The organism is Chryseobacterium nakagawai, assembly GCF_900637665.1.
Classification (GTDB): domain Bacteria; phylum Bacteroidota; class Bacteroidia; order Flavobacteriales; family Weeksellaceae; genus Chryseobacterium; species Chryseobacterium nakagawai.
Genome location: NZ_LR134386.1, coordinates 4,793,156 through 4,805,833, shown reverse-complemented (window position 1 = coordinate 4,805,833; position 12,678 = coordinate 4,793,156). Strand labels below are relative to the sequence as shown.

At 35.7% G+C, this 12,678-nt stretch carries 10 protein-coding genes; 5 read left to right on the top strand and 5 right to left on the bottom strand.

The window, feature by feature from the left end:
- The first annotated feature begins 18 nt into the window (after positions 1 to 18).
- Positions 19 to 2,454, top strand: a complete 2,436-nt coding sequence (locus tag EL260_RS21560) for a TonB-dependent receptor (protein WP_123857556.1) — start codon at positions 19 to 21, stop codon at positions 2,452 to 2,454.
- Positions 2,455 to 2,703: 249 nt separating this feature from the next.
- Here the strand turns inward: EL260_RS21560 and EL260_RS21555 are convergent, their stop codons facing one another.
- Complete coding sequence (locus tag EL260_RS21555; protein ID WP_123860597.1) at positions 2,704 to 3,342, bottom strand: MBL fold metallo-hydrolase; 639 nt, start codon at positions 3,340 to 3,342, stop codon at positions 2,704 to 2,706.
- A 70-nt stretch (positions 3,343 to 3,412) separates the two neighbouring features.
- Here EL260_RS21555 and EL260_RS21550 point away from each other — a divergent pair, with 70 nt between their 5' ends.
- The 3 genes from EL260_RS21550 to EL260_RS25810 all read left to right on the top strand — a co-directional run bounded on the left by EL260_RS21550 (position 3,413) and on the right by EL260_RS25810 (position 8,713).
- Positions 3,413 to 4,627 carry a type IX secretion system plug protein gene (locus EL260_RS21550; RefSeq protein WP_123857555.1) on the top strand — a complete coding sequence of 405 codons (1,215 nt, stop codon included), beginning with the start codon at positions 3,413 to 3,415 and terminating at the stop codon, positions 4,625 to 4,627.
- A gap of 329 nt (positions 4,628 to 4,956) precedes the next feature.
- Positions 4,957 to 6,912, top strand: coding sequence for a M4 family metallopeptidase (locus EL260_RS21545; protein WP_123857554.1), 1,956 nt, complete (start codon positions 4,957 to 4,959; stop codon positions 6,910 to 6,912).
- Positions 6,913 to 7,219: 307 nt separating this feature from the next.
- Positions 7,220 to 8,713 (top strand): hemolysin, encoded by a 1,494-nt coding sequence (locus tag EL260_RS25810; protein WP_185145926.1) that lies wholly within the window; start codon positions 7,220 to 7,222, stop codon positions 8,711 to 8,713.
- A gap of 74 nt (positions 8,714 to 8,787) precedes the next feature.
- On the opposite strand, the gene hemH is transcribed toward EL260_RS25810, so the two are convergent.
- From hemH to EL260_RS21525, 3 genes are read right to left on the bottom strand one after another with little or no spacing between them, the layout of a single operon-like run.
- Positions 8,788 to 9,822, bottom strand: coding sequence for a ferrochelatase (hemH, locus tag EL260_RS21535; protein ID WP_123857553.1), 1,035 nt, complete (start codon positions 9,820 to 9,822; stop codon positions 8,788 to 8,790).
- A 5-nt stretch (positions 9,823 to 9,827) separates the two neighbouring features.
- Entirely contained in the window at positions 9,828 to 10,364 is a 537-nt protein-coding gene (locus EL260_RS21530) for an NADPH-dependent FMN reductase (protein ID WP_123857552.1), read from the bottom strand.
- Positions 10,365 to 10,374: 10 nt separating this feature from the next.
- Entirely contained in the window at positions 10,375 to 11,253 is an 879-nt protein-coding gene (locus EL260_RS21525) for a NifU family protein (protein ID WP_123857551.1), read from the bottom strand.
- Positions 11,254 to 11,419: 166 nt separating this feature from the next.
- Here EL260_RS21525 and EL260_RS21520 point away from each other — a divergent pair, with 166 nt between their 5' ends.
- Complete coding sequence (locus tag EL260_RS21520; RefSeq protein ID WP_123857550.1) at positions 11,420 to 11,956, top strand: gamma carbonic anhydrase family protein; 537 nt, start codon at positions 11,420 to 11,422, stop codon at positions 11,954 to 11,956.
- Positions 11,957 to 12,146: 190 nt separating this feature from the next.
- On the opposite strand, the gene EL260_RS21515 is transcribed toward EL260_RS21520, so the two are convergent.
- Positions 12,147 to 12,599 carry a hypothetical protein gene (locus EL260_RS21515; RefSeq protein ID WP_123857549.1) on the bottom strand — a complete coding sequence of 151 codons (453 nt, stop codon included), beginning with the start codon at positions 12,597 to 12,599 and terminating at the stop codon, positions 12,147 to 12,149.
- Positions 12,600 to 12,678 lie beyond the last annotated feature (79 nt).

The following is a 12,678-nucleotide window of genomic DNA, read 5'->3' as shown; positions in this document are numbered from 1 at the left end:
ACAATAAAAAATAGGGCTATGAAAAAAAAATCAATCTTTTTAATTGCCGCAACTGCTGTATTATATTTCAATAAAGCATATGCACAGGAAACTCCACAAGATTCTGTGAAGGTTTCTTCTATCGATCAGGTTGTCATTACAGGGAATTCCAATCCCAAGAAAAAAATAGAATCCAGTACTGCTATTTCCACATTCAGTGCCAAGGAAATTCAAAAGCAGAATCCCATCAGTGCAGCAGCTTTGCTACAGAGAGTTCCGGGATTTGCTGTGGAAACTTCAGGAGGAGAGGTTGGAAATAACCTTTTTGCAAGAGGAATTCCGTCTGCAGGAGCATACGAATTTGTGCAGGTTCAGGAAGATGGTCTTCCGGTTTTTGAAGATGGAGCACTTCAGTTTGCCAATGCAGATAATTTTTTCCGTGTAGATAATTCTGTAAGCCGTCTGGAAGCTTTAAGAGGAGGGTCAGGGTCTATTTATGCCAATAATTCTCCGGGAGGGCTTATCAACTTTATTACCAAAGAAGGAACTAATGACTTTAAAGGAACTGCCAAGCTTGAAACCAGTACTTATGGATTAATGCGTACAGATCTTAATGTGGGGGGTGCTTTGGTGAAAGATAAATTATTCTTCAATATAGGTGGTTTCTATAGATCAGATGACGGAATCAGAAAAACAGGATTCAAAGCTAATAATGGTGGGCAGATCAGAATGAATCTGAAGTATGTCTTTGATAAAGGCTACGTTAAAGTGTATTATAAAAAACTGGATGACAGAAATACCTTCTTCCTTCCGATTCCATTGACGCAAGATGGAGATAAATTAAAAGGATTCAACGGTTTTGATCCTAATTATGGAACGTACAGTTACAGAGCCATCAGTCAGTTAAACATTCCACAGGCCGGAGGCGGTTTTTTCAGCAGAAACCTGGAAGATGGAATTCATCCGAAAGTAGATGTATTGGGAGCAGAATTTAAATATGACTTGGGTGGAAACTTCAGCGTTTTAAATAAAACCCGGTACACCAATATAGATATGAACTATACGGGAATTTTCCCGGCAGGAGCGCCTCAAACCGGAGCAGATTTTGCGAAAGGTATGGGAATGACCAATTACCAATACTCTATGGTAAGCAGTGGAGCATTGGTGGATCCTCAATTTGTTCAAAAACTAGGGTTCTGGGCGATTGATAAGCAGATGAATAATTTTGTGAATGATTTACAGTTCAATTATAAATTCGACAAGGGAAATGTAACGGCCGGATTTTATAAATCAAACTGGAAATCCCATCAATACTGGAACTGGAGTAATATCCTGACTACTGCTACAGACAGGCCCGAGCTGCTAAACCTGGTAGATCCATCTCTTAGTCCAAGCAGTGTAGGATATTCTAAAACGTATAACGGAGTGACGGATATGTCTACTTTGCTTAGAGATTCACAGATCCAGGGAAGTCTGAATGATCTTTATTTAAATCTGGATTACAATGTGACGGATGCATTAAGCTTTAATGGAGGAATCCGCTACAGCCGCGATTTCTACAGAGGATACAAAGTTAATACGACTACAGCCAATCTTAATAATTCAGGGTTAACCGTTGATGGAACTCATGGTTTTGATACCACGACTGCTGATGACCATATGAATGTACTCGGAAATCAGTTTACCTATTGGTATTACGATATTAATAAAATCTCTTATACATTGGCATCTAATTATAAGATCAATCGTGAAAATGCAATATATGCCCGTTTTTCTCACGGATTCAGATCTCCAAATGAAGAAGCGTATTACAATAATATAGGAAATTTAAGTGTTGTAAAACCTGTATTAACCAACCAGTTGGAAGTAGGGTATAAGTATTATTCCCGTACTTTCGATATTGCAGTGATTCCTTTCTATTCGGCACTTAAAAACCTTTCATTTACAGATGTTTACTCAGACGGAACTTCGGAAAATAAATTTGCCAATACTACCAATTTTGGGGTAGAAATTGAAGGATATGCGAGATTATTCAATAATGTCTTTGAAGTTACTTTCAACGGAACCATTCAGAATCCGAAATATAAAGATTTTAACGGACGAAATGCTGATGGTACTACCTTCGATTATAGTGGAAATATTGTAAGAAGAATTCCTAAGTTCTATTTCAATATTGCACCTGCGGTGAATATTACCAAAGAATGGAGAGCGTATGTGAGCATGAATTATTATGGAAAACGTTTCCAGAATGAAGGAAATACAGATGATAATATTCTGCCTTCATTTACTGAATTTGGAGCCGGAATGTCTTATCAGTTAGGAAAAATTCGCTTTGCAGTAGATGGAACCAATATCTTTAATACGATCGGAATTACAGAAGGAGATCCAAGGTCTCAGACTGTAGCCGGAAATATAAGAATGGCAAGACCTATTATGGGAGCAGCTGCCAGAGCATCTATTACTTTAGATTTCTAAACTCTATTTCTTTATAACATGAAACCGCCAGGGCCTAGTCCTGACGGTTTTGTTATTTCGCTCGCAGACGATGTAGATTAAACCGTTTTAATTATAAATAGAAATCTGCGTAATCTGTGGGAGATTAAATATCTTATTTCACAGCAATCCTTATTGTTTTAAATACAATACTTAGATTCTTCCAGCATGATAAAGATGTGTGTAGCACCTATATCCTCAAACTTTCCGACTCTAAAACCCGATTCCTGCCTATTTAAAAAACGGATTATACTGCTTTTCAAAACCAATCGAAGTAGGGTTTCCATGACCGGAGAAAACCTGTGTGTCAGGGTCCAGTACGAAAAGTTTTGTTTTGATACCATCAATTAATTGGTCATAATTTCCTTTGTAAAGATCTGTTCTGCCGATACTACCTTCAAAAAGTACATCACCGGAGATCATGAATTTCTGATTTTCGTTGTGATAAACAACACTTCCCGGAGAATGTCCAGGAACATGATAAATTTTGAATTTCTCTCCATCCAGCTCAAGTTCTTCTCCTTCGTTAATGTATTCGATATCTACTTTTACAGGATCAACAGGGAATCCGAATCTCATTCCACTCGCCTGAAGCATATTAAGAACTTCCTGATCTTCCTGATGCATATTCACAGGAACTTTAAATGTATCAAATGCCCACTGAAGCCCCAAAACATGGTCAATATGTGCATGAGTTAAAAGAATTTTCTGAATGTTCAGTTCTTTTTCTTTGATAAAATTATCAATGGCTTGGGTTTCCTGCTCATTCATATTTCCTGGATCTATTAACCAGGCATTTTTATTTTCATTATAAAGAATATAGGTATTCTCACTCGCGAAGTTGCATACGAAACCTTGAATCTGAAGCATAATCTGAATATTTTTATTCAAAAATACGATATTATTAAGAAAATGGCTATTTTTCGTTATCTTCGTCATAATGAAAACTTTGCGAATACTTTTACTTTCCCTGGGTGGACTGGTTTATGGACAAAATATCCAAAGTATCCAGCTATTCAACCCACAGACGAATGATGAAACGCCGGTCATCAAATTCGGTGAACAATTGGTGCTAAGCTTTGATGATCTTACCAATGGTAGTGAGATCTACAGATATACCATCAAACATTATGACAGAAACTGGAATGATGATAATTTGTTCTTTACGGAATTTGCCACTGGTACTATGAATGCGCTTTTAGACAAGTTTCAATATTCATTCAACACTTTACAGGCATATACTCATTATAAGCTGACTTTTCCTAATGATAAAATTCAACCGAAAATATCAGGAAATTATGAACTGATTGTTTACAAAGATTCTGTAGATAAACCGCTTTTTAAAAGAAGATTTTATCTGGTGGAAGATATGGCGACTTTAGGCGTGAATGTTTCAAGAATAGCAGATGCCAAAAATCCTAATATCAATCAGAGAGTAGAAATACAGGCTTTACCGAAAGCTGGTGATCTTTCTTCCAATGTAAACTCTATGAGTTTGAATGTGATGCAGAATAACAATCCCAATATGACGGTTTCCAATTTGAAACCAAGTTCTGTTTTGGGGAACCAGCTGCTTTTCCAGCAAATGAATCTTGCTTTCCCCGGAGATAATGAATTTTATTATTTCGATAATAAAAACATGACGACTCCTGCGGATATGGTTCGTGCCGTAGAAGTTAAAGATGATGTCAATCATACGTATTTATATCCGGTTTGGGCATTTCCTTTAAATTATCAGTACCAACCCGATGTAAACGGAGCCTGGTACTATAGAAGAAATGACCTGGGAAGAGAAAGGGATGCTGAAAGAGAAGCAGATTATTCCTGGGTATATTTTTATCTGGAATCAGATCCGGTAGATAAAGACATTTATATTCTTGGAGGATTCAATAATTTTAAACCTGGCAAAGAAAATCAGATGCAATATGATGCTGCAACGAAACAATATGTTGCTAAATTATTTCTGAAGCAAGGGTTTTATAACTATATTCTTGCCACAAAACAAGGGGATGCACCTTTAGATTTTGGTGAGGTGAATGGTAATTTCTGGCAGACTGAAAACCTTTACCAGGCTTTTCTTTACTTTGCCCCTTTTGGGCGTAATTATGATGGATTGATGGGGTATGGAGAATTCAGGACTCCGGTTAGAAAATAAAAATGTAAAATCAATATTAAATGATAATAAAGGTTATTTCGAAAGAGATAACCTTATTTTTTTATCCAAAATATCAAATAAGGATAATTTTATCCAATAAAATGCGACGCATAATGAAAATAATAATTCACAAAAGGATGATTTTTGTGAAATTAATTCATGAAAACTATTTATAATAATAAAATTATGTTTAATTATTTCTCTTTGTTTTAAAATCGTTATTGTGGTTTGTTTAATGATTTATATTTTCAATTGAATTTTAAATAACATATATATCATTTTGTTGTGAAAAGTTTATACCTTCGTTTCACACTTAACAAATATTATTTATGAAAACAAAATTTATTTTAGCAGTCAGCGTTGCAGCCTGCTCCTTCGTTTTTGGACAAAACACTCCATCAAAAGTAATTTCCGGTAAAAATGGATTACACGCAGAATTTCTAAGATTTGATAAAAACGGGCCTGCTTTTCAGGGAAGTCCTGTTTTATTTGATGAAAGATCTGAAAGACTTTCACCGGGGCAATCTCGTAAATTGGGTGCTGAAACAGACCAGCTAGGGTTTGAAACTCACAGATTCCAGCAAACAGTGAATGGTATTCCTGTAGAATATGGAATGATGGCTGTACAAACTAAAAACGGTAAAATAGTAGGACAGACAGGAAAATGGATTCTTGATGTTCCTCAAAGCGTTGAGAAACAGGCAAACCTTTCTGAAAGTATAGCGCTGCAAAATGCCTTATCATTTGTAGGGGCAGAATCTTATAAATGGCAGAATAAAGATGAAGAAGATTTTATTAAAAGAGAAACAAATGATAAAAATGCCAGTTTTGCACCCAAGGGTGAGCTGGTTTACTATTCAGAACCTACTGACGAAAAGCTAAATGATCTTACCTTAGCCTATAAATTTGATATTTATGCAGAAAAGCCATTAAGCAGGCAATATGTTTTTGTAGATGCAAAAAATGGAAAGATATTAGGAACTGACGCATTGATTCATGATATTAATACACCGGGAACAGCTACAACAGGTTATAGCGGAAACAGAAATATTGTTGCAGACTCTTATAATGGAAGTTACAGACTAAGAGAGACCGGAAGAAACGGTGGAACAGCTGTTGAAACTTATGACTTAAAAAAAGGAACAAATTACTCAACGGCAGTAGATTTTACAGACTCTGACAATGTTTGGAATAATGTAAATACCAATAAAGACCAGTATGCAACAGATGCGCACTGGGGAGCAGAAATGACGGTAGATTACTTGTATACAAAATTTGGCAGAAAGAGTATTGATAACAATCATTTTGCTATAAAATCATATGTTCATTATTCCACCAATTATTTCAATGCATTTTGGGATGGCTCAAGAATGACCTATGGTGACGGAAGTTCTACCACAAACGGAGGAAAGCCTCTGACAGCCATTGATGTTTGTGGACATGAAATTACACATGGAATGACCTCTAAAACTGCGAATTTGGTATATCAAAGAGAACCGGGAGCTCTGAATGAAGGGTTTTCAGATATTTTTGGTAATACAATAGAAAAATGGGCCAGACCAAGTCAGGCGAGTTGGACATTGGGCGAAGATTTCAGTTATGTGATCAGAAATATGGCAAACCCTAATGCTTACAGCCAGCCGGATACTTATATGGGAACCTACTGGAAAACTACCACTACCTCAGGTTGTGTAACTCCTAGCCAGTCCAATGATTATTGTGGAGTTCATACCAACTCGGGAGTTCTTAACTTTTGGTATTATTTATTGGTAACAGGAGGTACAGGAACTAATGATAAAGGTTTTGCCTATAATGTTTCAGGAATAGGATTCGATAAAGCAGCTGCAATTGCTTATAGAACACTGACTAATTACCTTACTTCTAGTTCCAATTATGCGAATACAAGAACATATTCTTTACAAGCTGCTACAGATTTGTATGGGGCAGGAAGTAATGAAGTAACACAGGTGACTAATGCCTGGAATGCAGTAGGTGTTGGAGGCGGTACCTCTCCGGCAGGACTTATTGCATCAGCAGCTAATGAGTCTCCTTATACGATCAGTCCAAATCCGGCAACAGACAGGTTTACTGTATTGTTTAATGGAAAAGAAGGTAAAGGAACTGTAGAAGTGGTTAATTTAACAGGAAGAAAAGAACTTTCTGAAAAAGTTAATCTTACGGATGGGACAAATAAACTGGAAATAAAGCTGCCATCCAATATGCTTCCTGGTGTTTATGTTGTAACCGTGAACGGACAGAAAGCTGGAAACTTAATTAAAAAATAATCTTTTATATATCTTAAATAAAGAATCTGTCCTCAATAGAGGCAGATTCTTTTGTTTTTACAGGTTTGACATCAAATGATAAACCTGTGAAATCCTTTATCTTAAAGCTATTTTTGGTTTTTTATGTATTGTTCTCTATAAATTTAATTTGAAAGCTAGACAAATTTCGGGTGTATTATTCACTTAATAATGATATTTCTCATTTATTTAATTTTTGATTTATGAAGTCACTTCTTGTTGAAATATATTTTTTTAAATTCGCTGACCCCATTTATTAATGGGGATTCTAATAAAAAAATATAAAAAAATGAAGCGGATTATTTTATTTTGCTGCGCAGTTTCTCTGTGCCTTATTTCCTGTGTAAGGGATAATAACAATGAAGAATTTCTACATTCTGATCAATCTCAAAAAATGGGTCGTTTCGACACTCAGCCTTTTAGTTGGGATGTCTCTACTATTGATAAAGATCACATCTTTGTTGGAGATAACAGTACAAAAGCGGGAGCTTCAGGAGTTAACCCGGCTACAGGGAAAAATATCAGTGTTAACAGTTCAACAATATATCCGGGAGCGGTATATCCTTTAAACAGAATTGAAAATTTTACATTTGATTCAGAAGTTAATTATGATAAGAATCCATATGATTTGATTTTCTCATTTTCTAATCCTTATGTTATTGAAGGAATAGATAGTCCAAAAGGATTTACTACCTATAATAATATGCTGTCTCAGGCAGTTACATCTAAAAATTTCAATGATTACATCAATTCAGGGGTGAAAAAAAGTGTTGATTATTCAGCAACAGAATGTTATAGCTATTCAGATGTTCAGAAGGCACTTTCTTTTAATGTTGGTTTAGGAACCATTTTTACTACAAAAATGTCTCAAAATACACATACTACAAAATATAAGAGTATCTATTTTGCAAGACTTGTAGCAACTTCATTCGATGTAATATTCGAACCTAGCAAAAATGGATTTTTTAAATCACCGGAGTACAATAACGATGCTAAAACCATTCAGCAGACAGGTGTTCCTTCTCAATATTTTACCAGCAAACCTTACTTTACTAAGCAGGTAACTTATGGAAAATATGCTTATTTAGCGATTGAAAGTGAATATTCTTACGAAAAAGTAAAATCTGCTATTGAGGCTACCTTTAATATCTGGAAAGTATCAGGTGGTGGTGGATATAACCAGGAAACAACGGAAATTTTATCAAAATCTGTAGTAACGGTTATGACTACAGGAGATAAGAGTACAGAGCCTTTCTGGGGAAATTCCTTGGATAACCTGTATTCTATGTTCAATGTGAAATTTGATTCTAATTTCTATGGTTACCCTATTTTTACTCAAATGAGAAGTGTAGCTACTGATGAAACTCTTGAATTGGACAATCCTACAAGTGTTGATAGAGCTAAACTTGTAACTTATGTTTATAAAGGAGATAAACGTTGGACAGGATTTGGAGGGGTAAAAGTGCTAAACCTGAAAGCGAATTCTAACAATACCAACGAATTCTCAAGAATGGATATTGATGTTTCATTCAGAAGTAATAGTTCAGGGGCCTATATAACAAGATCGTATACGAAGTATTTTACTCCAACTTCTACATCCATTCATGTTCCGGAGCAAATGTTCAAAGAAGGATTTAAGCTGGATCATAACTGGGTAGGAAGAACCTGGGATGGAGAATCTGAAACAATGACCAGAATAACCCTGTATGATAAAGCTGGAAACAAAGTTTCTGTTCCGCATACTACAGAGTTTGCATGGTTTGGTTCGTATGATAATTTTTAATTATAAAGAATATCCCATAAAAATAAAAAGGGCTGCCTTAAGATGAGGCAGCCCTTTTATATTGTGATAAATGATTATACTAAATAAAAATCATTCAGTTTTTCTTCGCAAAGTGTTTTTACCACTTCTATCCATCGGTCTTCATCATTCAGACAGGGAATGTAGTGGAAGTTTTCCCCACCACCATGCATGAACTGCTCTTTTCCTTCTACAGAAATTTCTTCCAGTGTTTCAAGACAGTCTGATACGAACGCAGGACAAACCACAGCTAGATTTTTAACACCTTTTTGAGGAATGGTTTCCAGGGTTTCATCTGTATAAGGCTCAATCCATTTGTCTTTTCCTAATCTTGACTGGAAAGAAACAATTGTTTTTTCCTTTGGAAGTCCCATCTTGGCAATTACTGCCTCAGTGGTTTTATAACATTGATGTCTGTAACAGTAAGCATTATGAGTATCTACCTGACTGTTGATACAATTGGCATCATCAATTTTACAGGTGTTGGAAGGATCTGTTTTATACAGATGTCTTTCCGGAACTCCGTGATAAGAAAACTGAAGAGCATCAAAATTCTCAGGAAGTTTTTCCTTGATACTTTCAGCAAGACAGTTGATGTAGATATCTCTGTTGTAAAAAGGTTGAATATAATTGATCTTTACGGTTGGAAATTTCTTTTTTCTTACCTCTTCTGCTTTTTCAATAACAGTTTCTGTAGTACTCATTGCATATTGAGGGTAAAGCGGGAAAAGAACGATTTCAGAAATTCCCTGATCCACCAGTTTTTGAATTCCGGTTTCAATACTGGGTTCAGCATATCTCATCCCGATTTCCACAGGTACGTCTACCAGTTTTTGAAGCTTTTTCTGAATCTTTTCAGTAATGGCGATCAAGGGTGAACCTTCATCCGTCCATACCGTTTTATAGGCTTCGGCAGATTTAGCAGGTCTTGTTTTCAGGATAATCCCCTGAACAAGCAACGCCCGAAAGATCCAACGGTAATCAATTACCCTTTCATCCATCAAAAATTCATCAAGATATTCCTTTACATCATTTACAGCCGTAGATCTTGGTGATCCAAGGTTGACCAGTAAAATTCCTTTTTTATTCAATTTTTTTATTTTAATGATGAAACAGACTTTTCAAAATCTGTTACCAATTCTAATACTTTAGCAAAGGTATTGTTTTCAACTGAGCCATCAGGCTCAAACTTACCCTTTATCGCTTTGATTAAAAGCTGATGTTTATCATCAATGACAGCACCAAGGGTTTTTAAAATCAATAATAATTCTTCATGACCTTTCTCTCCATGGGCAGAACCTGTAATGATGGCAACAGGCTTATCCAGAAAAACATTCGTGGAAACACACCATTCCAAGAGGTTTTTTACCCTGCTCGGAATACTGAAAATATATTCCGGAGTAGAAATAATAACACCTGCTGAATCTTCAATATCTTCTCTGATCTTCATAATTTCCTCAGGCGTATCAACATCCGTTAATGCCGTATCAAAATGAGGAAGAACAGAAAGATCATCATACATCTGGAATGTAATATTGGGATTCTTATCCAATACCTGTTCTATCAGTTTCTGATTACTGGAATTGTTGGTAGCGCTTCCAATAATGATGAGGATCTTTTTTGAAGGGATCATGAACTCCTGATTATCCGTTTACTGCTTCCACTCTTTCTACAAGGTCCGGAACGAATTGTTTTAAAATATTTTCAATTCCGTTCTTTAGAGTAGCCGTAGAACTTGGACATCCTGAACACGCTCCCTGTAAAAGCATTTTAGCTGTTTTGGTAGATTCATCATATTCCATAAGGGAAATTTTTCCACCATCATTTTCTACAGCCGGAGCCACATATTCATTTAAGATATCAGAAATCTTCTGCTCATCATCAGTATAGTCTCTGTTGATGATCTTTTCTACAGGGTTTTCGTGTTTCTGCGGTTCAATGTTTGAAATTTCACCACCATTTTGAAGATACTCAGCAATAAGAGCACGCACGGTCATCATTACTTCATGCCATTCCACAGAGTTATCTCTGGTAACTGCTACAAAGTTATCTGAAATGAAAACCTCAGTTGCAAAATTAAATTCCTTAAAGATAGCTGCCGCTAAAGGAACCTCAGCTGCTGCTTCTCTTGATTTTACTTCTATAAAGCCTTCCATAAGCAGTTTGCTGGAAACAAACTTCATTACATTCGGGTTAGGCGTCATCTCAGAATAGATCTGATACATTTCTTTTTTCTTCTGAAGATAAATTCTTGGATTGGCCAATAATTCGTCTTCAATCACATTTTTCAGGCTTTCAGCTACATGTTCCCATTCGATAGTATCCTGTTTTGCTACTGCTACAAAATTAGCTGTGATGAAAATTCTTTCTACAAACGGATAATTGAAAAGTTCCTGTGCCAAAGGAATTTCTGAAATATCTGAATTTCTGTCCAACTCCAAAGACCCTGGAATCAAGTTGTAATCTGCTACAAATTTCATCACTTTTGGGTTTTCAGTTGGTTCTATAAGTACGGTACGCATTTTTTCGTTAAATTTGAGATACAAAAATACGCATTAGAAGTTAGAAGCTGTAAATTGGGAGTTAGATTTTTGCTATCACTGTAATTTAGAAGTTAGATACTAAAAAGCAGAAGGTAAAAATCATGACTTTCAAACAGGCTTATTTTCAAATTTTCAAATTAAAACTATGGCACTTATAAAAGAACTTTTAGGAAAAATACCACAGATCGGAGAAAATACTTTTTTAGCTGAAACAGCTACCATTATTGGAGATGTTACGATGGGAAAAGACTGCAGCGTTTGGTATAATGCAGTGATCAGAGGTGATGTTCACTATATTAAGATGGGTGATAAAGTAAATGTTCAGGACAATGCAATGCTGCACTGTACCTATCAGAAACATCCACTGAATATTGGAAATAATGTTTCCATTGGTCACAATGCTATTGTTCATGGATGTACAATCAAAGATAATGTACTGATCGGAATGGGAGCGATTGTGATGGATGACTGTCTGGTTGAAGAAAATTCAATTGTAGGAGCTGGTTCTGTAGTAACTCAGGGAACACATATTAAATCCGGAGAAGTCTGGGGTGGAGTTCCTGCCAAAAAGATCAAGGATATCAACGCTCAGCTATTGGAAGGCGAAGTAAACAGAATTGCAGATAACTATGTGAAATACTCATCATGGTATAAAGAGAATGTGAAAAATTACGAATTGTAAAGAATAGGATACGAGATGTATGGTTTGAGTTTCGGATGCAAGATTTTTGATTGAACAGCAAGTCTTGATATGAAACTTCCAGGTCTCTGGTTTGAATCTAATACATAAAAAAACAAAAGCTCTGTCTTCCGACGGAGCTTTGTATATCAAGCCTTTTGTGTTGATTTGATATAGAACCTTTGCTTTATTTTTATTTTGAGTCTGGGGTAATTAATCTTGCTTCTCCATCAATACACTTGATATATGACGGAGGCGTAATCATCACACAGTCAGACATAATATTATATTTTTCGTTAAAAATCCTTACTTTATCCGTATACTCATTAATTCTTGGTAAAATTGAGGACTCAATTTTTTTAGGATAAGCGATATATTGCTGAGGTCCACCACAGGACTTTATGCCCATGGGAGCAAAGGTCCAGTCGCTGGCATTTGTACAATTTTCCCCTTTAGCTTCAGATTCAATGGAAGCTTTTAATTTATCCAGCTGTGCCTGATCATACTTTTGACTGTCTTCATCAGCAGGTCTGTTGCTAATATCTATGGGAAGATTAGTATCAAGATTTTTTGTTGAATTACAGGAAACCAGAGTTAATGTAGTACATAATACTATTGCAGGGATATGCAGGAAAATTTTTTTCACAATTGACTTTTTTCTTTTTAAGATTTTTCAAAACTTATGCCAAGGTAAGAAAATCAAATTCATTTCCGTATTTTTGACA

Excerpts from the sequence above, each read along its gene's own strand:
- EL260_RS21560 (WP_123857556.1), top strand. The coding sequence starts at position 19 with ATGAAAAAAAAATCAATCTTTTTAATTGCCGCAACTGCTGTATTATAT.
- EL260_RS21555 (WP_123860597.1), bottom strand. The coding sequence starts at position 3,342 with ATGCTTCAGATTCAAGGTTTCGTATGCAACTTCGCGAGTGAGAATACC.
- EL260_RS21550 (WP_123857555.1), top strand. The coding sequence starts at position 3,413 with ATGAAAACTTTGCGAATACTTTTACTTTCCCTGGGTGGACTGGTTTAT.
- EL260_RS21545 (WP_123857554.1), top strand. The coding sequence starts at position 4,957 with ATGAAAACAAAATTTATTTTAGCAGTCAGCGTTGCAGCCTGCTCCTTC.
- EL260_RS25810 (WP_185145926.1), top strand. The coding sequence starts at position 7,220 with ATGAAGCGGATTATTTTATTTTGCTGCGCAGTTTCTCTGTGCCTTATT.
- EL260_RS21530 (WP_123857552.1), bottom strand. The coding sequence starts at position 10,364 with ATGATCCCTTCAAAAAAGATCCTCATCATTATTGGAAGCGCTACCAAC.
- EL260_RS21525 (WP_123857551.1), bottom strand. The coding sequence starts at position 11,253 with ATGCGTACCGTACTTATAGAACCAACTGAAAACCCAAAAGTGATGAAA.
- EL260_RS21520 (WP_123857550.1), top strand. The coding sequence starts at position 11,420 with ATGGCACTTATAAAAGAACTTTTAGGAAAAATACCACAGATCGGAGAA.